Here is a 21,692-nt window from a genome sequence, read left to right as displayed (position 1 = left end):
AGCTATCAGATTCAGCGTAGTGGCTGTTTGATATTTCCGCTAATTCCAAGTCTTATGGAAAACATGAACAACACCGAAAGCAAGGTATTCAGCGCGGCCATTGATTTGCAGACCTATCATCGAGAAGGCAATGACGAAGAGGGCGCATTGCGTTTGCTGCTTGCACTCAGAGACATATTGAGAGCCCGTAAATACACTCGTGTTGTTTGTTTTGGCTTGAGTCGAACACTTCCGCAACAGGTAACGGATCTACTGCAATACATGGCCCTCGTCGCCGGCATGGAAGTTATTTTGCAGCATCCTCGCCCTGAAAATTCGTCAAGCGCGTACACGACCTGGTTTAGTTATGCGGAAGCTCAGCCAGGCGCGACAGCACATTAAAAAGGATTTGAAAATGAAAATCTCACTTTTTCACATAATCACCTTCTCGCTAATTCTTACCGCGATCGCAATGGTCTTTACGGGCCGCGATTTGGGGCCGTTTGCTCCAATTTTTGTCTCTGGTGGTCTTTACATCGCACTGTTCTCCATGATCGCTCAGGTGGTCTATTGGATAAGCGTTGGCATCCAGAGATTGGCAAACGGTCCGGCAAGATGAAACGTTGGATTCTGGCGGTTGTATGGCTATTGTATTTGCCGCAAGCATTTGCTTCATGTCTTGATGATGCTGCCAAGGCGTACAACCTTGATCCTCTGCTAATCAAGTCGATCCGCTGGGTGGAATCGAGAGACAACCCCAATGCCGTCGGTCCCCGTTTGCGTGACGGTAACGTAGCACTCGGATCGATGCAGATAAATACCATCCATCTCTCCGAACTGAAAGCCTACGGAGTTACACGAGAACAATTATTTGATGAGTGCACCAGCCTAAAAATTGGAGCATGGGCGCTTTCAAAATGCATTTCAAAATTCGGCCCGACGGGAAAAGCAGTTGGTTGTTATAACACTGGACCCGCATCCGACAATCTTGATGCTCAAGAGCGATATGCACTCAAAGTCGGGGACGCCTACAGTCAGCTACGGTTAAACCCCGATCGACGACCAAACAGCAAATTGAGACAAGCGATTTCCAGAAGAACAGAATCAGAAGCCGTGACGCCATCGCGTATAGCCAATTTAAAAGAATTGAGAAGCTGGGAGCCTGTAAATGAAAACTAGAACGCTTGCTGCGGTCATCATGTCCATCTCTGCAATTGCCGCGGCCGAAGACCTGGGAACACGTAATAAAACTGCTCTGCCGGATCGCGATGCACGCGAGCAAATGAAAGATGTCGTGAGACAGAAGCAGCGAACAGGCGAAGTCGATAAATTCTGGAAGGCATTCAGAGACAAGAACATCGACGCGATCAAGAATCCTGTACCTCTTGGCATAGCAAGCAAATATGTGCCTCGTGTCGAGATGCACGATCTCAAGTTCGTCCTACCTGGCGATTACAAAAACGAGAAGGGTCAAGTGGTTGCACGTAAAGGAACCGTCATTGAGCCGTTGAAGATTCAACCCCTCGTAACGGGGCTGATCTTCATCGATGGTAGAGATCAGGCACAAATCGATTACGCCATCGCTGAGGGTAGAAAACAGCGTCTGAAAATCGTTCTCACAGCTGGTTCCCCGTTCAATCTGCGGGTTCGCTATAAGAACGCCATGTGGAATGGCACCCAAACAATCCCATTCTATTTCGACCAGCGCAAGATGATCATTAATCAACTTCAAATGCTGTACGGCATTAACATTAATTCCGTACCAGCAAAAGTATTTCAATCTGGTTCCCAGCTTCGAATTGAGTTTGGGTTTACTAAATGACCCGCCTATTTCTAGCATTTATCTTCTTTTGGACAACCTGCTCTGCATCAGCTCAAACGTGCCAGGGAGCATTTCCCAATCTGATTACCGATGTCTGTTATGACTGCATGTTTCCAATTTCGGTATCAGGCGTCCCTTTGAATTTCGGTATTGATAGTCAAGACTACGATACGACTGCTGCCGGCGCCATGGTCTGCATTTGTGTTAAGACTCTCTCAGCTGGTCTTGCTACCTCATTCTGGGAACCCGAGTACATGGTGGATGTAACGAATAAACCAGGATGCATGCCGTTATTGGGGGGCATCGATATCAGTCCCCCATACAACGATCAAGAATTAGGCGCCGAGAACATTGACAATCCGCACATCGGCGGTAAAAGCGCATCAGCTTTCATGCACGTGAACGAGTACCTGAATCCGGTAATGACTGCGATGGGCATCATTGCAGACTCACCATGTCTTGATACGAGAGGTTTTGACGTTCCTTTTATCAGCTGGGCCGATCCAACCTGGAATGATGATTCTCTGTCGATGATCCTAACTCCTTATGGATATGCATTCGCAGGCATTCCTTCTATTGCTGCAGAAGCGCCAGACGCGATTTCCGCTACTTTTGGATTCCCTTTCGCGTCACTATTTTGGGTCGCTGGTAGCTGGGGCCCAATGTATCCCGTTACCGGGAATGTGTCAGTGGCCACTACACCTGAACAAGTAGCGCATTTGATGATGGCCAGGCTCTTTGCCAAACTCCATGCAGCTGGTGCACTTCAGTCTACCGCAGGAAAAGACGCTCTTGAATCATGTGGATCTGCTGGCGTTCCTGAATTCATCATGGACAAGCGGCAGTACAAAAGCAATCGTACTTTTCCGTTCCCTGACAATATGTGCACCCCGATTGGGCGGCCGCTAGTAGTTCAAGAGGCTGGTGCAGCTCGGCCGCAAGACAAAGACTATGGCTATTTTATTTTCCGGAAAAAGGACTGCTGCACGCCAGTGATTGCACCATGAAAATGATAAAGAAAACACTTATTACACTCTTGGCTGCGTTAGCCACAGCACCAGCAATGTCAGAATCGATGTATGACAAATTCCGCGATCCAAATGCGAACACGATGCGGGCATTTATTTTCGTGTCCATGAAATTGTCCGATACGACCTTGATTGCATTGGCTCGGGACTCTCGTCGCGCCGGCGTTGGACTGGTGTTGCAAGGATTTATACATGAAGGTCCACGCGGCCTGGAAGATACTAAGGCTCGGATTGCCGACATCAATCGCGCTTGCTGCAACAACAATGTCGCGAACTGGCAGATCAATCCGATTCTTTTCAAGCGTTATGAGGTGAAAGCCGTCCCAGCTTTCGTGATCGCTAAAGGAAGCGGAAACAGCTCGACTGATTTCTCCAAGGTATCGGGCGAAATGAGCCTGGGAACAGCTCTGAAGTTTTTTGCACAAGAATCAAGGATTCCTGACATCAAAAAGCGGGCAGGCCAGGTTTATTATCAGACTTTCGCGGGTCAAGATTAAAATTTAAATACATCTTTTCACTGATTATAATTATAATTACACCCTATTGATATTGGGGAGCAGTGAAATTGAAATGGTCTGCACTTTTGGTTGCCGGTCTGATCGGCACTAGCTTGGCGATGGCTGAGCCCACCACTTTTGTTGGTGTTCAAAAAGCATTAGGTGGCTCTGCCATCGTCGAATTCACTGACGGTGGCGAATACGTCTACGCTTCACCACAAAAAGACAACCGCCCGGCTACACAAGCAATATTGATGGGGCCAGTTCCCCGTCAATCCTACCGCTACTTCAGCCAGGCAGAAGAGCAAGCTTTGCTTGCATTCAAAAACAAAAAACTCGCTGCACAGGTCAAGGCTGAGGTCATCGTCAGCCGGAAAAAGCATGTGGCTAAAACACAGCATTTCGACTGGCCAAAGGTCGTTTTAGTAGGCAATCAGGTCTGCGTGCCGGAACTGGCTGACGCCGATGGCGCCGACTGGAAAGAGCATCTGACCTGCATAACTGAACCCGGAGAGTAGATCAATGGAAGAAAACCAGATCCCTCAATACGGCAAGGCCGGCGTTGCTTTTCTCGGTGTTGAACTGTCGCAAGGCTGGCCCGTCATTGCTTCATTATTTGTCGCGTTACCTCTCGGGAAGCTCTATTGGTGGGTCTGGTACTTCGCCATTCCTGTCGGTACGTTTTTCGTCGTTAAGCAGTATTTGCAGTGGATGAAAAACGAAAGCGACGACTTTTGGACTGCCATCGCATATCGCCTCGGCCTGACTTCTATCTCACCGGCTTTTGATGATCAAAAGCAAATATTCCTCGGTGATTCTGTTATTTCAGCACCGGGTCATTCCAATCATCTCAAAGACCAAATCGAATCGGAAAATCATGGAACACGGAATCCGCACGAAATCGCTTGAAGAAACGCGCACCGACCTCCGCCGGTCAGTCCTTGCCAACGTCGTCCTGGCCATTGCCCTATTGATGGCAGTTTTCGGCTTGGTGACCCAAAAAAAGATTATCCAGACTCAGGTTCCCGGCATGCCTGACGGCGCAACAATCTCCAGCGATACCGCGGATCGTGCCGCTCAGTTTGCGGTAGTGCAGGCAGTGACTGCGGCGATTGCATCGATTAATCCAAGCAATGCTGAAGCTCAGAAACGTTTCATTAAAGCGTTTCTTGCACCTGACTCGTATACCAAGATTTCTGCCGAGATCGATATCCGCGTCAAGCAAATGGAAGCAGAACGTGAGCTGGGCTCTTACTACTGGGTACTGACCAAAGGAACTATGTATGACCCGAGCCTGAATCGGTTTTTCGTGGTCGGTGAAGTGCATACGGTCAATGCAGCGAAGGATACCGGCAAGCCGTATGTCTTCGAATACAGCTTGAGTTACGAGAACTATCGACCGGTGATCAACGACGTGATTTCCTATGACGGCGATAAGCCACACAACAGCGAATGGCAAAAAACGAATACGAAGGTGGTCAAATAATGAAAAAATATTTCTCTATCGCGGCACTATTCCTTTCGGCGCTTTTGGCGTCAGTTGGTTTCCATGTCGAAGCTGCGTCGTTCACTTTCACCCAGCCAGGTGCGACCTCTGCTAATCAGCCAAGTTCAGCTGGCTTCGCTACTAGCAGCGTTGACGAAAGCACTGTGCGCAACTCCTCGGCAAAGAAGAAGGAGAAGAAATCAAAGCGGGCCGAAGCTGCAAGTCAGCAAGATCCAGGGGCAATCAAAAATAAGAGCGATGACCGCAACCAGGTTCATCCTGATGCTGCAGTTAAAGACACCAAGCCGGAAGAAATCAAGCTTCCTGGTGTGATGAATATTGCGGGTGAGAGCACCCAAGCAATTGATTTCACCCGTACTCAGGTCGTCACAGTGAACGACACGGGTTCCGCCACTGTTATCGTCTCGATGGACAGCTCCAACCACATCCAGACGCCTTGGCTCAACCCAATTCTGAAGTCCACGAATGAAATCAAGCCTCTTCCCATCGACAAAGACGATAACAATATTTTCTTTTCGATTGCAGAAGGTGTTACCGGTGATGTTCAGATATGGCTGAAAGATCAAACCACACGAAAAGTTAAGGGTCTGATCCTTAGCCCTAAAAAGGGCATCAATGGCCAGAACATCATTCTCCGCGATTCCGGTGTAAGCAAAGGGAACGCACCTAAGTCCGATAGCTATGTCGCACAAGTTCAGCGTCATGCCGAGGTCGTTGCTTTCGGCAATGCCCCAGATGGCTATTCAGAGATCCAGCCGAATATTCCTCCTATTGTGCGGAACGGCCTGGTCATCACTACGAGCCGCCTCTATTCCTCTGCAGATACCGATATCTACGTCTACGACGTTGCCAACCCAGGCCCAGCTAAAGCGATGCTGACTGAAACTGAATTCGACGGCCCGACCGTTACTGCCGTTTCAATTTTCCCGAAACCACTTCTCAATGCAAAAGAGCATGTGAAGGTGATTGTTGAAGCAAAGAAGGGACGCTAAGCATGAGCTTCAATCTCAACGAATGGATCGCAAAAAAGAAGACAGAATGGGTTGAAATGGATAGCCACTTCAGGTGGATTATCTATTCCATTCTTATTTGCTCACCAGTGCTCATCTATGTTCGCGCTCAACAGCACGCGGAAATCGAAAAGCACCTTGCGGAACTGCAGGAAAAAAAGAATGAAAAAGGACATTCGGGGAGCAACGGTTCTTCGCAGGCTAACAGTGGCGGTGGTGCAGGCTCCCCAGCTGATCCAGCGAATACTGTCCGGGGCAGCAACGTTCTGCCCTATTCGTATCGCAATCAGGGGCTTGAAACACTGAAGTCGCAGCTTGACATGGCAGTAGCTGAAGCAAAGAAGGCCACGCAGCTGTCCAATGATCAGACCGGTCAATTCAAACTCGTCCTGGACCGTCTCAACAAACTGGAAACACAGAACCGTAACAGCGACCGTTCGGCCTCCAAGGACCAGTCATCCCCGGCTAATGCAAATGCTGGAACTGCCCCTGATTCTTCTTCTACGACAGGCTTTGGCCTCAACCAAAATCTTCCTGGGGTCAACCGCTCGGATAAGTCTGCAGATCCAGCACCTGTGGACTTCAACCAGGGGATCGGCAATGCACCTGTTGTGGCGCCTGGTTCTTCCTCACGAGAAATGAAAAGCTGGGGAAACGAGCAGACGTCGGATAAGGGTACGGCGAAGAAGAGCTTCCAAACAGTTTCACTTCCTACGAATTCAGGTATCGAGTCCGTGATGCTGACCGGTATCAATGCACGCTCCAATGCTTCTGGATCGATGCCGGCAGGTTCGGTTACGTCTGCCAACAACGTTGGTGCACCGTTCGTTACGCGAGTGAAGGGCGAAGCAATTTTGCCGAATCGATTCAAAGTTTCGTTGCTGAACGATTGCTTTATCAGCGGTTCCGGTGTCGCCGTTCTCTCAACTGAAAAAGCTAAGGTGATCGCCGACAAACTGACCTGCATTTCGGCAACAGGAGAAATCTTCGAAAGCAAAATTAAGGCATATGGCGTCGATCTTGATGGCAATGAAGGTATTTCCGGTCGAGTCGTGACTAAGCAAGGTTCTATCCTCGCCAAAGCCGCGCTTGCCGGCGTCGCATCAGGTATCGGACAAGCATTTAGTCCCCAGGGGATCAACGGCTACAACTCTAATGCGACCTCTGGCCAGCAGGGCATTCAGTACGCGAATCCGAGTCTCGTTGCCCAACAAGGTATTTACGGTGGCGTCAATAGCTCGTCAGCGATGCTTTCCAAGTTTTACCTCGATTATGCGAAGGAAATGTTCCCTGTGATTGAGGTTGATGCAAACACCCGAATCACCTGGATTCTGAAAGAAACCCTTGACGTTCCCTCTAAAGGCCGCTGATCCAACATGAAAATTACCTCACTTTTTCTCATATTGACAGCCAGCTTAATCGCTGGCTGCTCCTTCGCCCCAGTCGGCGAAAACACCTTTAACTGCAATCGCAAATCGAACCCTTCGGAATACTGCCGATCGTTCAAGTCGCTCGAAAAGAGCACGAACGGCAATTTGCCTGAAAGCCGGTTCGATAAGGAATTCCGTATGAGCGATGCCGACAAGGCTGCTGGTATCGCCCCTGACGACGATATCGATAGCAAAAGGGGGAAGGCGGTTCCAATAGCGGGCTTCCTACCCCATAACATGATTGATCGTTCTGACTCCGTGTCAGACATCGATGCGCTTAACGGTCGCCCAGTTCGCAATACGCCCGTCATCCTGCGCACCTGGATCAAACACTACGTGGACGAAGACGACGCATATATCGGCGACTTCATCGCTTACAAAGAAGTTCAGGCGTCGAAGTGGAGCGGCTCTGAGTCGATCAGAAACAATGGTGGTTACGCCAGCGGCTCAGTGTATCCACATCGCTCAACAAACAACGCTAATTCGGCTGGTGCCGAATCCTCTCCTCCCTTGGCGCCGAACGCGCGTCAAGGGAATACCTCTTTCAGTCAACCGCCGGCAGGTGATGACGAAAACGGAATGCAGCCCCCGGCAAGTGGCGCATCAATGCCCGAGTAATCATAAATCGAAAGGTCGTAACACCATGAAGAAGATCCTTGCAACCCAACCGGCCGGCAACATGTTGTCTGGTCTGATGTTGTTCGCCGCTCCTGTGGCAATTCTGCTGTGCGCGGCAGCCATGAACGGCGGCGCATTGACTGCCAGTAACTGGGACACGATGGTAACTCAGCTGCGCGGAATCCTGACCTCCACATGGGTGATCGTGCTGCTGCTGATCGTGCTGATTGCTTGCGTCTGGCAATTGGCACATGGCGGCGGTTATAAGTCGATCAGCTTTGTTATCGGCATTTTGGCCGTTGCCCTGATCGGTCCGGATTTTGTGGTCGATCTGGCGACTGCTATGCCTGATCCTGCTCAGATGCAAATGATCAAAGCCGCTATCGTTCCTGTCCTTTATTGATCCACCTGGACCTGCCGGCATGCCGGCAGGTCTATTCATTTACCGGCCCGTCAAACACCATGCAGCTTCGCAATCCACTCAATCAACGGTTCAAACTCGCCAGCAACTTTGTCAATCTGGAGTCCTACGTCGCGGACACCAACCTGATGATGGCGACTCCTGAAAAGTCGCCTCAATTCATTGGCAGGACTTATGAGATGAGCCCGCTGTCTGGTGGCGGCTCCGAAGTCCCAACACTTGTTAAAAACGTGTTCAAGATGGCCAAGGACAACTCCTTGGTTCAGTTCACGTTGGTTTCCTATCCCGACTATGACACTCCCCATATTTTCGCGCAGGGGAAAGTACATGGCGGTGAAATGATTACTGAGCTGGTACAACGTCAAGCACACTTGATGCACAAAGCGTTGACGCCAGATTGTTTGGAAGGCATTCCTGCAATCAACAACAAAACCTTGTTGATTACCTTTCAGACGCCAGTAAAAAAAGCTTCAGACGAAGTGCTGGAGGATGAAATGACAGCTCAGAATGAGTTTGTTGCCGGACTCCGTTCTTGCGGTTTCCTTGATGCGCGTCCGGTGTCACCTGAACTCTTGGCAGCGATCTATCGCCAGTTAGCCAATATCTATAAGCCTCGCCCTTCTGTCGAACTCGATCCGTTGTTGCCTCTGCGGAATCAGATCTTCGGCGGCGACGACGAATTTGATTTTACTCATCGCGAATACGCCTTGATTAACGATGTGTACTGCGGCGCCGTTGTCCCTAAACGACTGCCAAGAAAGCCGACCAATGCTTTAATGAACCTGGTCATCGGCGCACCGCTCTTGGACGGTAAGATTGCAGAGGGCGGAGGTGGAATCCGCCCCAAGACGCCATATATTCTCAGCACTACCGTTCGCGTTGCAAACCAAAGCCAGGAATCAACACGTGTTGAGCGTGCGCTGAATTCCAGATCAAAGAACGGCGGCAAAGCGCCATTTGCACTCGGATCTGAAGACAGCCAGCAAGTGGTCAATGATCTCGCGTATCTGCAGAAAGCTTGCAGCGACGGTCAGAACAAGTACACATACTCAAGCCTGGTTGCTTTTGCCTTTGGCAAGACCAAACAGGAAATGATTGAGACCCGCACCACACTGATGAATACGATGAACTATCTTCAGTTTGATGCGCGTCCGGTTCGTTGGCTGATCGGCCAACGTTTTGTTCAAACTCTTCCCATGAATTTTTCGCCTCTTATCGCCAAAAAACTGGTGAGCGAGGCAATCATGCCGGCCAGCTCGGCCGCGTATTTGCTGCCGATTTATTCCGACTATCGAGGCAATGCCAATCTTCGTAGCAACCACACGGGTATGGCACTCATGACCGAACGGGGAGAGTCCTTTTTTTGGGATATTTTCCGCACTAACACCAACAAAAACGGCGTCCTCGCTGGTGGTTCCGGCTCAGGAAAATCCTTCGCAGCACAAGAAATGATTGTCTGCAGCGTGGCCGAAGGAACACCGGTCTATTACTTCGACAACGGTAACTCTGGCAAAAAGACGGCTGAGTTTATTGATGGTGAAGTAAACGAATTTAACTTGCGCAGCTCCAATATCCCCTCTCTCAATCCTTTTACGCCGCTCAACCAGGAAGCGTTCGATGAGCAAAAGGAGCTGATTACCGCCATCGGCCTCAAAATGTCGTTTTTCGAAGAAGAGATTGAATCTGGAGCTCGTATCGCTATGAGCGAGGCTGTTGCAGCTGCTTGGCTGAAGAGACAAAACAAAGCCGATTACAACACCGTCCTGGACTGCCTGGAGAGCATCAAGAACAACAGCGCACAGGACCAAATGAAGAGCGAAGTGGTCGTTGCTGCCACAAACCTGATTCCGCGGCTCAAAAACTTCCTCGAATCGCCTGCACGCGGCCGCTTCTTCAACGGCACAGGCACGCTTGATCCCCAAAAACTCTTTGTCGTCTATGAAATGTCTGGCCTTGACGGCGACGACCATCTGAAGCAATGCGTCCTCTTTCTCGTCATGAACATGCTGCTGGAAGTGGTTAAAAAGCGTCCCGGCCGCAAACTTATTCTGTTAGATGAAGTGATGGATCTCCTGAGAGATCCAGGTGCAGCTTGGGTGGTTCAGCAAATTTACCGCAAGGCGCGGAAAGACGAGGGTTCCATTTGGGTGCTTACACAGTCTCCACGCGACCTTAAGGGCTTCGCTACCGGCGACATCATTCTTAGTCAGTCGTCTTGGAAAGTCATCCTGCGACAAGAAAAAGAAGAAGTTGACAAGATCATCGCTGAAAAAGTCCTCAGTAGCTTTGCCGATGACGGCTTTTTTAATCGTTCCATCAAGGACGTTAAAACCGTCAAAGGCGTGTACTCGGGCCTCCTCATCTGCGGTGAGCAAACATATGAGCGTTGCCGGCTCTACGTCGATCCCTTTACTCGTGTCCTATTCAGTACAGACGGCGAAGAGCGCAGCGAGATTTTCCGGATGATGAAGATGGGGATGACAGCCGTCGATGCCATCGAAAAACTTACTGGCGATAAGTCGCGTTCTCGCAGTAAATGGCTCCAGGAAATTATCCAGACGCTGCGTACTACTGACGGTCTGAGTGACCAACAAATTCACACCGAATTGAAAGCTGCTATTGATGAAAAAGCCTATTTCTAAGCGCATTGCATCTGCAATCACCACTCCTGTTCCACTCTTCGCAGTGTTCGCTTTTTGTGGCGCCAGTGCGTTTATTGGTCATCACATGGCCAAGCTCGATCCGCAAGCTAAGGCTGATGCCCTGGCAACGCCTAAGTACGTGATTGCAGAGAGAGGCACCTTGATTCTGCAGTCTGTTCTTTCTCATCCAAACGAAACCGGAGAGCAGCTGCAAAGCAGGGTCGCTGAGCCAATTCTTTCCGTGTTGCAGAAGTATGCAGACCAGGGCTACATCGTATTGGAAGCAGCTCGCGACGAAAATAATAACTATGTCGTCGCGGCGCTTCCTGATGGCGCTCGCAATATAACAAAGGAACTGGCTGACGCGATCGACCAAGCCGAGGTAGATGCCAAAAAGAAAGCTGAGGCAGGAAATGCAAAGTGAATTCCAGCTCTCTTTTCGACAAGCGATTGTTTCTGTCGTGACTTCACCAGCTAAGATTTTTAAGAGCATTTTTGGCTTCGCCTTCAATACCGGTGATCGCCAACTTACCCGGCCATACCTGGCAATTTTTGTGCTCATCGTAGCCCTTTCGGGCATCTATTGGGGACATGGAAAAAAATTCATCGGATTTGCCTTCAATCCAAACGATGCAAGCTGCTTGCCTGAGCTACACCTGGCGATGATGTTGTACTCACGCCCTGACGCAATTCAGCGTGACATGTATCTGTTTTGGAAACCGCGGGGTGCCCTGAGCTATGTCACGCAGACCTATGTGCTAAAGAAAGTCGCGGCGATTCCCGGGGATCATCTGTTGATCACTGCCGGCCAGGTCTTCGTCAATGGCAAATTGGTAGCTTCTGGCCTTGAAGACGCTCCGATCTACAAGAAGAGCGAAGAGTCATTCTATCGCTCGGAAATTGTGCCGCCGAATAGCTTGTTCATGATCGGCACCGCCAAATATTCCAACGACTCACGCTATTGGGGCTACTTGTCATTTGATGAAGTAGTCGGTCGTGGCTTCCGGGTGTTCTAATTTCGCATGCGAAAAATGACCTATCGCAAATTCACTATCGGGTTACTGCTGGCCCCTGCAATCGCAGCATCAAGTTTGGTCTATGCCGCCGACGTACATCTGGACGATGCCTATGGCGACGCATTTCTGAATTATCAGCCGTATGTTGTGCCGGAAAAGAAAATTGAAGCGCGTCCCTCTGTAACGAAGGCGGCCCCAAAGCCAGTGACAACTTCATCGGCGCCGGCAAAAGAGCAAAAGGTTGATGTGGAATTTCTACGTAAAAACTATGAATTGCTCGAAGAGAAGGCCGTCAATGACCCGACCACAGACAACGTTAAAGCCTATCTCTATGTGAAGCGTATCACCATGGATAAGGCACAGCGGTTCTCGGAAAAGGTGACCGAAGTAACCAACGAAGATCCTCTGCTGAACGAAAACAATCGCGTTCCATATGCCAGTACGGGTGCCCAAGCAATCCGCAATGCCAACAAACTTGCAGAGGGCGAAGCTGTGCGCGAACTGTCAAAAGTGGGCGGGCTGGTCGTATTCGTTGATGGTGAATGCCGGTTCTGCGCAATGCAAATGCCGGTAGTGCAAATGCTCTATCGCGAATACGGCATGGAGGCGTTGATTGTTTCTTTGGACGGCGCCCGTCCAAAGGGCTATGTGGGGCCCATCAGTAAAGATAACGGCTTGTTCCACAAACTCAGCCTCAAGCTCACACCATCAATCGTGTATGTGCATCAACCAAAGGGCTATACGAATGGTGCAGATCCTAACGAATACAAGATCGTGTCGCAGGGATTTTATGCACTGACCGAGTTGGCCAAGATGATTGCTTTTGCTGGCCACAAAACCAAATTGCTTTCGAGACAGACGATGAAAGATTTGGATGTCTGGGATCGAGGTGTAGCTAGTACTGAGGATCTGAACAAGCTGCGCCTAGATCCAAACGATCCGGAAGCAATCCGAAAGACTGTTGAACCGATGTTGTTGAAACAATACTAGAGTAGACCGAGATGATGAAAAAAATATTTGCGTACTTCTTCACTGCCTTAGTGTTCATTTCGCCAGCAGCCAATGCCGGCATCATGGCGGATCTGAACTCGATGTTCATGTCCAATACCACGGCCACAACGACGTTCACCTCGCGTGATCGAATGGGGGTTTTTGGTGGATCGGTAGCTATGCGATCGCCGATACGTTCTGTGAATCTGGTTTCCTTCGATCCTCCACGGCTTACCGCTGGGTGCGGCGGCATCGATCTCTTCGGAGGCAGTTTCAGCTTCATCAATGGCCAGGCTCTCGTTGCTCTGTTCCGAAATATCGCTTCTAACGCTGCAGGCCTGGCTTTCAAAGCTGCAATTCAGCTGATCAGCCCGTCTCTGTCCAAACTGATGACCGAATTTCAGTCGCTGCTCCAAGCGATGAACAACCTGGGCAAAAATTCCTGCTCGATGGCGCATTTGATCGTTGATCCGGCGTCGAAGGCGATCTCGGATGCGATTGATGGTGACGGCAATACCGGCGCTGTCGAAAAGTCCGCATTTTCTGATTCGATGGACGCTTTGTCTTCGTACCTTTCTAACGCAACTTCCTATCTGAATACCGCTGGGCATTCCAATCCGCGGGCTGGTAACGCAGCGGTCAAGGCGATCAAAGCATCCGGCGCCTCTGGCATTCTCGGTATGGCTGGATTACCAAATTCTGACGGATCTACCGACGATGCATCAGACCCAAATTCCCTGAATAATCAAATTCTTCTTTCTTTTATCGGATACTCCGTCGCCGGCGTTCCATGCGATCAGTCTAATGAAGACGGCACTACCACCAGCACGACATCTCCGACCGGGAGCATCGGTTCACGCATCGAATGTAAGGCACCAGCCATTCTCACGCTTGATGACATGATTCATGGGGGAGGAACTGGATCACCTCGCCCTGATATTCCATTGCGGATTTACAGATGTTTGAATCCAAATGGTTCAGGCGTCTCTTCTGATGCAGATGCTCAGCCTTGCACGCAAATGCAAACCGTCGCATACAACTACCAGGGCATCGAGGGCTGGGTTAACAACATGCTTTTCGGCTCCAATGATGGATCAGCCCCTACGGAGACATCTATCGTCGGTATGGCCAATAGCGAAAGTAGCGGCAAGTTCACCGCTACACAGAATCAATTTCAACACCAAGCCGGTATGCCGATCGTAGCCCTGATGAGCAAAATCAGTGATCCAAATGCGCGCCTCGATATTGCCAACATGCTCAAGCAACCAATTATCAACTGTGTTGCGGCTCAGATTGGACAGGCGTTGTATAAGGCGGCCAATGGCATTCAGGCTAATAACAGCTACCAGCTGGGCGACGAGGTGAGAACAAACATTGAACATCTGCGGAAGGATTATCTGGACAAACAAAATCAGTGTTTGAACGATCGTTCCCGTTTGCATGTGATGCAAATGATTGATCTCGCAGCACGACTGAATAGTAAGGCGGCCCAATAATGTTTTCTGCCCAAACGATTTACACAACTGACCCTGATCTGTCCACGCTCAGCGCCATCTTCAACGGCGTCGCTATGATTTGTAGTCAGCAGGGAATCATATGGGGCTGCGCTGTGGCGGCCGCGATGTGGAAACTGTTCACGCTGTCGACTTCGGCAGCATTCCAAGGAGCTGCAGGAGGCGCTTCCTCACCTGGTAAGGAATGGCCGGCATTCATTGTTCCATTTCTGCTCGCTGGCATGCTGACGAATGGTGATGTAAAAACGGATGTTCAGATCGAAAGCACGGTGTCAGGAAATGTGGCCATTGTTTCCAATGTTCCTGTGATCCTTTCAGCCGTGCCGGCAACGTTCACAGGGCTTGGTCAAGACGTTGGGAAAGTGGTTGAAACTGCTTATCAAGGCGTCGCTACGGACTATTCTGCCATTTCTGCATCGAGCACCGGTTTCATCAACCCCCTCAAGGTCTTGCTGACCTCGCGTACCGCAATCATGAAGTTGGGCGGGATAAACTCGCAGGTTAATTCGGTCATCAGCGCCTGCTTGGGTTCCGATTCTGGATTTAACTACGCAACAATCAATTCCCTGGTCAGTACCGCAGGCAATGGCGGCGCGACTGCTGCTCAGTCGCTCTCTGTGTACGACGCCGCCGGCGACAGCCCTACTTCTATTGGCGCGCTGCTTTATCAAGCCTCTTTGAATTTGACCGGTAAGGTTCCTGATATTGACGTGGCTGGAAATCACTTGGTCAGCTGTTTCGACGCCGCAAACCAGGTAGCGGAAAATATCAACACTGCGCTGTATTCAACAGATTTCACACGCGTTGTGCAGGGGGCAGTGAACTCAAGCGATCAACCCAATGCTTCTGCTGATTTTGATATTGGTTCCTTATCACGCGAATACCTGGCTGTCCGGACAGCGAACACGGTAACGAATACACTGGCTGGTGGTGCGGCCCAGGCAAATGCCGAACTTGTAAATTTGATGTTCAGTGAACTCGTTCGTGCTGACCTCAATTGCCTCAAGGCAGACGGTCAGTACAAAATCGCGTGTCTCGCTACTGCAACTCAAGCCAATGAGATCGAGCGCAACAACATTCAGCTGGCCGCCAATTCAAACGAAGGTGTGATGTACATGGGGCACTTCGCTAATGCGATCTTGTGCTTCATTATTGCGCTCGGTCCTGTCTTGATCATGTGCATGATGTATGTGGGCCTGAACGTTAACAAAACGTTTTTGGCCGCGATTCATATGATCGTATGGCCGATTCTGGCTATGCATGTGGGCGCAGAGATCATCAACGGCATGATCTACACCCAGATTGCAAGTTTCATGCGCTCAATCTCTCAAGGCGGCTACATCGCTCATGCGCAGATGATGGAAGTCTACAAAGAGTTCTCGATGAAAATTGGAACTGCTAGCCAGATGATGTCGCAATTACCAATTTTGATGACCACGATTTTTGGCTTGAGTGCCGGCGCCGCAATGGTTCGTATCTCCGATAGCCTTGGCTCACATAGCAACAAAGTCGGCGAGACAACTACTCCGAATGCAATTGATTCAGTCCCACTCATACGCCAAGGTAGTGCTTTCCAGGCGCAACAGGGACTGAACTCGTCGACCATCACTCCTGCAGGTAGTCTATCCGCAGCAGCGATCCGCTCGACAATGGGTGGCACGGAAGTTACTGCCGCACAAGCCATCCAAGATTCCAACGCGCAAATTCGTACTCTCAGCGAGGGTCACAATCAATTGCAATCGTGGGAAAACGCATTTCGTAGCGGGGACTATAACAGCGTGGGAGTCAGCAAATCGGTCTTTGATAGTGTCAAGAGTGCTTACGACAAGCAACTTTCATCTGGTGAAAATCATTCCAACAAGTCCGGCCACAGCGATACCGATGGGAAACTGAATTCGACTACGAATGAGGCGCACGTCGGTGCTGAAGTAAGTGGGGGGCTCAACCCGTTGAAGTGGGATGCGGGGGTCAAAGCCGGCGGATCACGGTCGAGGTCATGGCAACAGAATGCAAATCAAACTGACTATAAGGCTTCTGAGGAAGAGCGCTCAAGGGCGCTGAGAGTCGCCACCTCCAGCGTTCATGATAACGGCAGCAGCGTTACTGGGAATAGCTCCATGGATCATAGAAGCGAGAAGACGCTTTCGCATGTCTCCTCTACACAAGCCAGTTACAGCGACACTCTCAGTCACGTTCACAGCACAACTGAGTCCGCAGACACGGCCGTTCGCAGAAGTGCTTCTTTCGTCGCAAACACGCAAAGCATTTCAGCTGCCCAAGTCGCAAACCAGGCTGAGACGAATGCGGACTTTCAGCGTTTTATGGTTGGCCCTCAAAGTCGAGCATTTTCTTCTGACCCTGGCGCTGCACAGTACCTGGCACGTGCACGGTCCGAATCTGGAAATGGGAGCATCGATCACATTGATGGTCGCGGCCAGTCGGCTCTCGAAAACATACGTGCGGCAACCTTGATGGCTGGAGACACAAACGCATCAGCACAAGACCGCTTGAAAGCGACAGAATATCTTTCTGGCGCGGTTAAGGCTATGGAGGGTTACGGCCTCGACACTAATGCCCTGGACAACGCACGTCCTGCAGGTGATCCGTCTGCGCCTTCTGCCCCTCATCTACCAGGTGGTGCATCCAACACTAAAGGCGGCAATCCTGGAAGATCTGCGCACAGTGCTGGCCACGGATCGGGCAGGGCAGGTGAGCCGGGCCAGCCGCCGAGAATATCCGGTGCACCTGGCGGCGCCGCTATCGATTCGGAAGTGAAATCCACACTCAATACGCCTCGCTAGAACAGTTTCAAACTTGACGTCAATTGTGAATTCTATAAGTCAATGAGAATGTATAGAAGTACATGAGATTTACGAGCGGGTGGCCGGGATTTTTTTACGTGTCTTTTGACAATATGTCTCGCTCCCTCGACAATAGCTGACCTAATATCAAGGAGTGATATATGACGCAACTGAACATTCAAGAAGACGGTAATCTTTACATTGGCAGTGAAACATGGCGAGAGCTGAAGACCCGCAAGGACTCACCGGCGTTTGCTATCGTGGCGTCAACCCTGAAGCACTTTCTCACACAGGGTAAGGCGGTGCGCGTCATCAACGATGTCACTGGCGGTGTCGATCGTAGTTGTGATCGCATGAGCGAATTGCAGGATGAGGTAGGCGCAGATTTCCCATTGGACAAGCTGGCCTGATATCCATTTACGGGTATCGCATTCGCAACGCCTGGTCGGAGACGGTCAGGCGTTTTCGTTGATATCGCGCACTGAACATCGAGCAATACCGGCGCTTGCGCCCCGTATGCTGCCCGGCAGGCAGTGGAACGAAGAAAACAATGCTGGCCTATGGTTTCGGGATTTTGGTAACGATCGCAGTGATGGGGCTTTCTTTGCTCATTATGGCATTCTCTCGCCAGTATGGCCCCGCACTGGTGAAAACGATCCTGCTCTTTGTGTGCATTCTTACCGCGCAGGCAGCTTTCTACCAGTTTGAAGGCCTCGGCCAAGACCTCTCGAACATCTTGGGGTTCGCATCTGCTGGCATCATGGTTCTGGCTCTACGTGTTTCACGGTCTGTCGCATAACGCCGAGAAAATGCCCCGCGTCGGAGAAGATGACCAGGAGCGCAACAGATCTACCCACGGCCCGCATCGACGGGCCTTTGTCGGTGAGAAGGCCAGTATGGTGCTGGCCATGGAGGATGACATGAACAAACGGGATATTGATTACGCTAATGCCCAGGCGAAGGCTCTCGACGCTCACGACGAAACGAAGAAACACAGCGTCGTCACAACCGATCAGCTGTGCCCCGACTGCAAACGTTCGATGCTGGTAGGCGAGGTTCTTGAAGTGAACGAGGACGGGCATCGCTACGAAGTAGACGTGAAATGCAAATCGGCTTGCAGCCCCGGCCACGTTTTCAGGATCTGATCGAGGAAAAATCATGGACGACACAAAATTTAGCTTGCAGAAAGCATTTGATAAAGCGCCAGTCCGTTGCCGTGAGCAACACTTCACACCTACCATCGAGCGTGCAGCCGGGCCGAATAGCGCTCATGCGCTCGTTGGCAGCGTCTCAAGCAACTCGGGATCGATGCAGATCTTTTGGAATGCTGACGGAACCGCTGTCCGGGTGACAAAGACCATTTTCAGTGATTATCCGGATTCCGACTTTGACTTGTTGATGGCAGTATAGGAAAAACATGGACCGTAGATTTGAGGATTGGCGTGCGCAGGCTAAGCGGTTTGAAACACCGTTGGACGATAGTTCAATGATGGAAGCGACTCGCCAGCTTCATGCCCTTGCACCGATTCTGATCGGAAATGTCTTACTGAAGATTGAATCCTGCGATTGGCCTTACCCGTTCAATACAGGGAATCAGTTTTTCGGACAAAACAGCTTCGGTCGCGCTATTCAGGATGACGAAGATTTAGACCATGGCGGGCCGCTCCAAACTGAGAAGCTCCGAATGGCAATCAAGTGGGCTGAGCTGCAGGACGCGAATCCCGAACAATCCAAGGCCATGCAACGACACATCGGCGCTATTAACAATATGAGCTAGGAATAATGGCCGCAACTACGGAACGATACGGCGCTCTCTTGGCACCGCTTGATAAACACTCGCTGCTTCTGATCATCGATGAACGTGATGATCCAGCGGTTGCCCGCTTTATCGAAGTGGTCGATTGCACCACACGTGCAGAAATGATCAGTGATCCGTGCACCTGGACCGAGGCTGAAAAAGAAGCATGGGATCGAGGCGATTGGCGCGAGTTTTCGACATTGCGCGGCTATTCGCAGTCAGAGATATCTGACTTCGCGGAGTACCTTGAGTTGGCGGAGAAATTAGATCACAAGTACGGCGAAAATTATTCGGCGTCGATCAGTTATTTAGTGCAAGAGCACAATGGTTCACTTGGCTTGTGAGCAAACCAGAAGGGAAAACAATGTCTCGTCGTATTCGGCCCCTCTTGGCGCGTATATTTTTGTGCCGCTTTGGTTTTCATACAAAGGCAATGGGAATTGGCTTTGATGCCTGTGGTAGAAGCTGCGGCCATGTACGTGCCCCTGACGCAGCCAAAAGATATGAAGTCGTGCTGATCACTGGAGAGCGGTTTGAGGTCAAAGCCGTCAACGAATTTCATGCCGGCAGCATCGTTGTATATGGTAGCGAAGGACTTTCGATGGATCAATTCGGAAAGCCCCTCGGTACAATCAAGGTGCATCGGGAAAACATAAAAACAGTTCGCATGCTGAGCGTTTAGCAACGACAGCTATTGTTGGAAGCCTTCTTTATACCTGCACAAAATTTCGCATGCGAAATTTCACCTTTTCTACAACACTTCCTTCGTACCAGGCTACGATTTATTAGACAAATTTTGTTGCGAAGTCTAAGATAACTGTATGAACATCCAGTTAAAATAATCGGTGATAACTTCATTTCTTAGTCTATTTTCACGTGGTGGAGCAAAGGCACTTCCAGTTGTTCGCCCGCTGCTGGAGATTGAACTGGTACCTCAAAGCACTTGGGAAAATAATTTGCGCAGCCGTCTTACTCCTGGTGAATGGCGCCAGGTGAAGAACAAAACGTTTGAGCTGGCCAACTGGAAATGCGAAAAATGCGGCGGGCAGGGCGGTCAACATCCTGTTGAGTGCCACGAAGAATGGTATTACGATGATGTCCGACTGATTCAAAGACTTGTTCGGACTATTGCTCTGTGTCCTGACTGTCATCAGGCAGTGCATTTCGGCCTTGCTCGGGTCAAAGGTATTGAGAGCAAAGCGCGTGCTCAACTGATGAAAGTCAACAATTGGAACGCAGACCAGGTTGATACGTATATTGCTGCCGCTTCACGAATTGGTTTCCAACGAAGTCAGCGACAGTGGCAGATCGACGTTTCTTGGCTGGATAAATTTGTGGAGAAAATCCCAAGCGCCCAGACAAGTCTCTTCTAAGAATAGAAAGGAACACCATGGATTCCCTGTTATCGTCAAACCTGTTTCTGCCGGCTTTGCTCCTGGCTGTCCTGGGCTTCGCTGGCTTGATGCGGCTGATCCAGCGCAATTTTCCGGAGATTTTCGCTGCTGGTGATGACAATGGTCATTCCAGCTCGATGCAGTTCAAGCATTCCGATGCATCCGCTTGGACCGTTGATACCCACGGCCGGCCAACTCCGCATCAAGACAGCCAGAACATCACTGGCGGATATTGAGCATTTAAATCGTCACCCGCGGAAGCCTGCGAACCACTATTCGCAGGTTTTTTTTGTTTACCGGGCGCCGGCGCTGCTGCCTATTCCAATAGTCGACATGTAAATGACTGATGTCCTTCATCTGCCTCCCCAGGAGGCGCCTAAACTACTGACGGCAAGACAAGGGACTCAGAATTTACACGAACATTTTCTGGCGTTTCTAAATGCCAATAATCCTAATGGTTTCTCTTCTGAGGAAATTTCTTCGATAGGAGAAACTGCGATTGTTGAATTATTACAGCGTGTAGCAGAGAGTAAGTTAGTTCCAGAATGGATATTTAAGCAGTTTGCTAAAGAAATTAAACGCGCTTCAAATGGCGCCATTATTCATAACCGAGCTTTAGAAATCGTATCTCGTGTGTTCGGGTATAACAGCTGGTCTGAAGTGAAACATCATCATATCGGCGCCGATGGCTTGATCCAAAATCGAAGCAAGCCAGAACGATTACCGATTAAATTGTTCGGATCGCTAGCAAGGGAAAAACATGAGTGACTTGATCAAAGCCATCGACGCGGCAAACGTGCCTTTGAAAGCAGCCGGATTGCCATCGTATGACCAGGTGGTGGAATTGCTCCAGGCAGCAGAAAATAAGCTGGAAGGAATGCAGCGCTATCACGGAGCAAGTGCCGCTCAAAGCATCGAAACGTTCCGCATCAAAATCAATGCGCTCTTGGAGCCGTACCCGTATCCCTAAGAGCTTTCAGGCATGTCAAAACGACGAACCGGCGCCGGCACTGCTGCACCTCCAATAAAAGCGCATTTAAGGCTCAACGCACTTCGTGATTCAGAAAATATAAAGAATGCCAATTCATAAGCTACCGGCGATACCGGGAAAATTCCAAAAAGGCAAAAATAAGCCCATGAAGAAGCAAATTCTCGCTGACCGGATTCGGGAGTTGCGCGGCCAGCGAAAGCCTGCAGCGCCGTCCGGTCACTCGGAGAAGTGACT

Annotated in this window: 30 protein-coding genes; all 30 read left to right on the top strand. The window is 50.2% G+C overall.

The window, feature by feature from the left end; translation table 11 throughout:
* Nucleotides 1-63 precede the first annotated feature (63 nt).
* Nucleotides 64-381: a hypothetical protein gene (locus tag RV1423_RS30085; protein ID WP_155835244.1), complete on the top strand. Its 318-nt coding sequence runs from the start codon at nt 64-66 to the stop codon at nt 379-381.
* 13 nt (nt 382-394) lie between these two features.
* Nucleotides 395-598: a hypothetical protein gene (locus tag RV1423_RS23595; protein WP_155835243.1), complete on the top strand. Its 204-nt coding sequence runs from the start codon at nt 395-397 to the stop codon at nt 596-598.
* The gene (locus tag RV1423_RS29345) at nt 595-1,158 is read left to right on the top strand and encodes a transglycosylase SLT domain-containing protein (RefSeq protein WP_081768977.1); all 564 of its coding nucleotides are present in this window, start codon (nt 595-597) and stop codon (nt 1,156-1,158) included. Before RV1423_RS23595 ends, RV1423_RS29345 begins: the two co-directional genes overlap by 4 nt.
* Nucleotides 1,148-1,801 (top strand): conjugal transfer protein, encoded by a 654-nt coding sequence (locus RV1423_RS23590; protein ID WP_034302227.1) that lies wholly within the window; start codon nt 1,148-1,150, stop codon nt 1,799-1,801. The genes RV1423_RS29345 and RV1423_RS23590 overlap by 11 nt, the downstream gene beginning before the upstream one ends.
* Complete coding sequence (locus RV1423_RS23585; protein WP_034302224.1) at nt 1,798-2,808, top strand: TraU family protein; 1,011 nt, start codon at nt 1,798-1,800, stop codon at nt 2,806-2,808. The genes RV1423_RS23590 and RV1423_RS23585 overlap by 4 nt, the downstream gene beginning before the upstream one ends.
* Complete coding sequence (trbC, locus tag RV1423_RS23580; protein ID WP_051516897.1) at nt 2,805-3,326, top strand: type-F conjugative transfer system pilin assembly protein TrbC; 522 nt, start codon at nt 2,805-2,807, stop codon at nt 3,324-3,326. The genes RV1423_RS23585 and trbC overlap by 4 nt, the downstream gene beginning before the upstream one ends.
* Nucleotides 3,327-3,388: 62 nt before the next feature.
* The gene (locus RV1423_RS23575) at nt 3,389-3,844 is read left to right on the top strand and encodes a hypothetical protein (RefSeq protein WP_155835242.1); all 456 of its coding nucleotides are present in this window, start codon (nt 3,389-3,391) and stop codon (nt 3,842-3,844) included.
* A 4-nt stretch (nt 3,845-3,848) separates the two neighbouring features.
* On the top strand, nt 3,849-4,235 hold the full coding sequence (locus tag RV1423_RS30430) for a hypothetical protein (RefSeq protein WP_034302219.1): 387 nt from the start codon (nt 3,849-3,851) through the stop codon (nt 4,233-4,235).
* A complete protein-coding gene (locus RV1423_RS23565; protein ID WP_034302216.1) occupies nt 4,204-4,812 on the top strand; it encodes a TraE/TraK family type IV conjugative transfer system protein in 609 nt (202 codons plus the stop codon). The genes RV1423_RS30430 and RV1423_RS23565 overlap by 32 nt, the downstream gene beginning before the upstream one ends.
* Nucleotides 4,779-5,825 (top strand): type-F conjugative transfer system secretin TraK, encoded by a 1,047-nt coding sequence (locus tag RV1423_RS23560; protein WP_081768975.1) that lies wholly within the window; start codon nt 4,779-4,781, stop codon nt 5,823-5,825. The genes RV1423_RS23565 and RV1423_RS23560 overlap by 34 nt, the downstream gene beginning before the upstream one ends.
* Nucleotides 5,826-5,827: 2 nt before the next feature.
* Nucleotides 5,828-7,213, top strand: a complete 1,386-nt coding sequence (locus RV1423_RS28710) for a TraB/VirB10 family protein (protein WP_051516896.1) — start codon at nt 5,828-5,830, stop codon at nt 7,211-7,213.
* Between the two features lie 6 nt (nt 7,214-7,219).
* Complete coding sequence (locus tag RV1423_RS23550) at nt 7,220-7,891, top strand: TraV family lipoprotein (protein ID WP_051516895.1); 672 nt, start codon at nt 7,220-7,222, stop codon at nt 7,889-7,891.
* A gap of 25 nt (nt 7,892-7,916) precedes the next feature.
* On the top strand, nt 7,917-8,294 hold the full coding sequence (locus RV1423_RS23545) for a hypothetical protein (protein WP_034302210.1): 378 nt from the start codon (nt 7,917-7,919) through the stop codon (nt 8,292-8,294).
* Nucleotides 8,295-8,353: 59 nt separating this feature from the next.
* Complete coding sequence (locus tag RV1423_RS23540; protein WP_155835241.1) at nt 8,354-10,954, top strand: TraC family protein; 2,601 nt, start codon at nt 8,354-8,356, stop codon at nt 10,952-10,954.
* Nucleotides 10,935-11,378: a hypothetical protein gene (locus RV1423_RS23535; RefSeq protein ID WP_034302206.1), complete on the top strand. Its 444-nt coding sequence runs from the start codon at nt 10,935-10,937 to the stop codon at nt 11,376-11,378. Before RV1423_RS23540 ends, RV1423_RS23535 begins: the two co-directional genes overlap by 20 nt.
* Nucleotides 11,368-11,970, top strand: a complete 603-nt coding sequence (gene lepB / locus RV1423_RS23530; RefSeq protein WP_051516893.1) for a signal peptidase I — start codon at nt 11,368-11,370, stop codon at nt 11,968-11,970. Before RV1423_RS23535 ends, lepB begins: the two co-directional genes overlap by 11 nt.
* A gap of 15 nt (nt 11,971-11,985) precedes the next feature.
* Complete coding sequence (gene traF / locus RV1423_RS23525) at nt 11,986-12,960, top strand: conjugal transfer protein TraF (RefSeq protein ID WP_051516892.1); 975 nt, start codon at nt 11,986-11,988, stop codon at nt 12,958-12,960.
* A gap of 11 nt (nt 12,961-12,971) precedes the next feature.
* Nucleotides 12,972-14,456, top strand: coding sequence for a conjugal transfer protein TraH (locus RV1423_RS23520; RefSeq protein WP_051516891.1), 1,485 nt, complete (start codon nt 12,972-12,974; stop codon nt 14,454-14,456).
* On the top strand, nt 14,456-17,275 hold the full coding sequence (locus tag RV1423_RS23515; protein ID WP_034302203.1) for a conjugal transfer protein TraG N-terminal domain-containing protein: 2,820 nt from the start codon (nt 14,456-14,458) through the stop codon (nt 17,273-17,275). Before RV1423_RS23520 ends, RV1423_RS23515 begins: the two co-directional genes overlap by 1 nt.
* A gap of 161 nt (nt 17,276-17,436) precedes the next feature.
* A complete protein-coding gene (locus RV1423_RS23510) occupies nt 17,437-17,685 on the top strand; it encodes a hypothetical protein (RefSeq protein WP_034302200.1) in 249 nt (82 codons plus the stop codon).
* Between the two features lie 140 nt (nt 17,686-17,825).
* Nucleotides 17,826-18,074 (top strand): hypothetical protein, encoded by a 249-nt coding sequence (locus RV1423_RS23505; RefSeq protein WP_034302197.1) that lies wholly within the window; start codon nt 17,826-17,828, stop codon nt 18,072-18,074.
* 121 nt (nt 18,075-18,195) lie between these two features.
* Nucleotides 18,196-18,420 carry a hypothetical protein gene (locus tag RV1423_RS23500; RefSeq protein ID WP_155835240.1) on the top strand — a complete coding sequence of 75 codons (225 nt, stop codon included), beginning with the start codon at nt 18,196-18,198 and terminating at the stop codon, nt 18,418-18,420.
* 13 nt (nt 18,421-18,433) lie between these two features.
* Nucleotides 18,434-18,685: a hypothetical protein gene (locus tag RV1423_RS23495; RefSeq protein ID WP_034302191.1), complete on the top strand. Its 252-nt coding sequence runs from the start codon at nt 18,434-18,436 to the stop codon at nt 18,683-18,685.
* Nucleotides 18,686-18,692: 7 nt separating this feature from the next.
* A complete protein-coding gene (locus RV1423_RS23490) occupies nt 18,693-19,052 on the top strand; it encodes a hypothetical protein (RefSeq protein ID WP_034302188.1) in 360 nt (119 codons plus the stop codon).
* Between the two features lie 38 nt (nt 19,053-19,090).
* On the top strand, nt 19,091-19,417 hold the full coding sequence (locus RV1423_RS23485; RefSeq protein ID WP_155835239.1) for a hypothetical protein: 327 nt from the start codon (nt 19,091-19,093) through the stop codon (nt 19,415-19,417).
* Between the two features lie 20 nt (nt 19,418-19,437).
* Nucleotides 19,438-19,755: a hypothetical protein gene (locus tag RV1423_RS30080; protein WP_155835238.1), complete on the top strand. Its 318-nt coding sequence runs from the start codon at nt 19,438-19,440 to the stop codon at nt 19,753-19,755.
* Between the two features lie 163 nt (nt 19,756-19,918).
* Entirely contained in the window at nt 19,919-20,446 is a 528-nt protein-coding gene (locus RV1423_RS29340) for a hypothetical protein (protein ID WP_197034992.1), read from the top strand.
* A gap of 17 nt (nt 20,447-20,463) precedes the next feature.
* Nucleotides 20,464-20,703 carry a hypothetical protein gene (locus RV1423_RS23475; protein ID WP_034302182.1) on the top strand — a complete coding sequence of 80 codons (240 nt, stop codon included), beginning with the start codon at nt 20,464-20,466 and terminating at the stop codon, nt 20,701-20,703.
* Nucleotides 20,704-20,806: 103 nt separating this feature from the next.
* A complete protein-coding gene (locus RV1423_RS30075) occupies nt 20,807-21,235 on the top strand; it encodes a hypothetical protein (protein ID WP_155835237.1) in 429 nt (142 codons plus the stop codon).
* The gene (locus tag RV1423_RS23470) at nt 21,228-21,437 is read left to right on the top strand and encodes a hypothetical protein (protein WP_034302179.1); all 210 of its coding nucleotides are present in this window, start codon (nt 21,228-21,230) and stop codon (nt 21,435-21,437) included. The genes RV1423_RS30075 and RV1423_RS23470 overlap by 8 nt, the downstream gene beginning before the upstream one ends.
* Nucleotides 21,438-21,692 lie beyond the last annotated feature (255 nt).

This window comes from Herbaspirillum sp. RV1423, from assembly GCF_000577615.1.
GTDB lineage: Bacteria > Pseudomonadota > Gammaproteobacteria > Burkholderiales > Burkholderiaceae_D > Herbaspirillum.
Note: the sequence above shows the minus strand (reverse complement) of the source record. Positions and strands in the feature narration are given on the sequence as shown.

Bases quoted from the DNA above. Each gene is read 5' to 3' on its own strand.
- RV1423_RS30085 (WP_155835244.1), top strand. From the start codon at position 64: ATGAACAACACCGAAAGCAAGGTATTCAGCGCGGCCATTGATTTGCAG.
- RV1423_RS23595 (WP_155835243.1), top strand. From the start codon at position 395: ATGAAAATCTCACTTTTTCACATAATCACCTTCTCGCTAATTCTTACC.
- RV1423_RS29345 (WP_081768977.1), top strand. From the start codon at position 595: ATGAAACGTTGGATTCTGGCGGTTGTATGGCTATTGTATTTGCCGCAA.
- RV1423_RS23590 (WP_034302227.1), top strand. From the start codon at position 1,148: ATGAAAACTAGAACGCTTGCTGCGGTCATCATGTCCATCTCTGCAATT.
- RV1423_RS23585 (WP_034302224.1), top strand. From the start codon at position 1,798: ATGACCCGCCTATTTCTAGCATTTATCTTCTTTTGGACAACCTGCTCT.
- trbC (WP_051516897.1), top strand. From the start codon at position 2,805: ATGAAAATGATAAAGAAAACACTTATTACACTCTTGGCTGCGTTAGCC.
- RV1423_RS30430 (WP_034302219.1), top strand. From the start codon at position 3,849: ATGGAAGAAAACCAGATCCCTCAATACGGCAAGGCCGGCGTTGCTTTT.
- RV1423_RS23565 (WP_034302216.1), top strand. From the start codon at position 4,204: ATGGAACACGGAATCCGCACGAAATCGCTTGAAGAAACGCGCACCGAC.
- RV1423_RS23560 (WP_081768975.1), top strand. From the start codon at position 4,779: ATGGCAAAAAACGAATACGAAGGTGGTCAAATAATGAAAAAATATTTC.
- RV1423_RS28710 (WP_051516896.1), top strand. From the start codon at position 5,828: ATGAGCTTCAATCTCAACGAATGGATCGCAAAAAAGAAGACAGAATGG.
- RV1423_RS23550 (WP_051516895.1), top strand. From the start codon at position 7,220: ATGAAAATTACCTCACTTTTTCTCATATTGACAGCCAGCTTAATCGCT.
- RV1423_RS23545 (WP_034302210.1), top strand. From the start codon at position 7,917: ATGAAGAAGATCCTTGCAACCCAACCGGCCGGCAACATGTTGTCTGGT.
- RV1423_RS23540 (WP_155835241.1), top strand. From the start codon at position 8,354: ATGCAGCTTCGCAATCCACTCAATCAACGGTTCAAACTCGCCAGCAAC.
- RV1423_RS23535 (WP_034302206.1), top strand. From the start codon at position 10,935: ATGAAAAAGCCTATTTCTAAGCGCATTGCATCTGCAATCACCACTCCT.
- lepB (WP_051516893.1), top strand. From the start codon at position 11,368: ATGCAAAGTGAATTCCAGCTCTCTTTTCGACAAGCGATTGTTTCTGTC.
- traF (WP_051516892.1), top strand. From the start codon at position 11,986: ATGACCTATCGCAAATTCACTATCGGGTTACTGCTGGCCCCTGCAATC.
- RV1423_RS23520 (WP_051516891.1), top strand. From the start codon at position 12,972: ATGATGAAAAAAATATTTGCGTACTTCTTCACTGCCTTAGTGTTCATT.
- RV1423_RS23515 (WP_034302203.1), top strand. From the start codon at position 14,456: ATGTTTTCTGCCCAAACGATTTACACAACTGACCCTGATCTGTCCACG.
- RV1423_RS23510 (WP_034302200.1), top strand. From the start codon at position 17,437: ATGACGCAACTGAACATTCAAGAAGACGGTAATCTTTACATTGGCAGT.
- RV1423_RS23505 (WP_034302197.1), top strand. From the start codon at position 17,826: ATGCTGGCCTATGGTTTCGGGATTTTGGTAACGATCGCAGTGATGGGG.
- RV1423_RS23500 (WP_155835240.1), top strand. From the start codon at position 18,196: ATGAACAAACGGGATATTGATTACGCTAATGCCCAGGCGAAGGCTCTC.
- RV1423_RS23495 (WP_034302191.1), top strand. From the start codon at position 18,434: ATGGACGACACAAAATTTAGCTTGCAGAAAGCATTTGATAAAGCGCCA.
- RV1423_RS23490 (WP_034302188.1), top strand. From the start codon at position 18,693: ATGGACCGTAGATTTGAGGATTGGCGTGCGCAGGCTAAGCGGTTTGAA.
- RV1423_RS30080 (WP_155835238.1), top strand. From the start codon at position 19,438: ATGTCTCGTCGTATTCGGCCCCTCTTGGCGCGTATATTTTTGTGCCGC.
- RV1423_RS23475 (WP_034302182.1), top strand. From the start codon at position 20,464: ATGGATTCCCTGTTATCGTCAAACCTGTTTCTGCCGGCTTTGCTCCTG.
- RV1423_RS30075 (WP_155835237.1), top strand. From the start codon at position 20,807: ATGACTGATGTCCTTCATCTGCCTCCCCAGGAGGCGCCTAAACTACTG.
- RV1423_RS23470 (WP_034302179.1), top strand. From the start codon at position 21,228: ATGAGTGACTTGATCAAAGCCATCGACGCGGCAAACGTGCCTTTGAAA.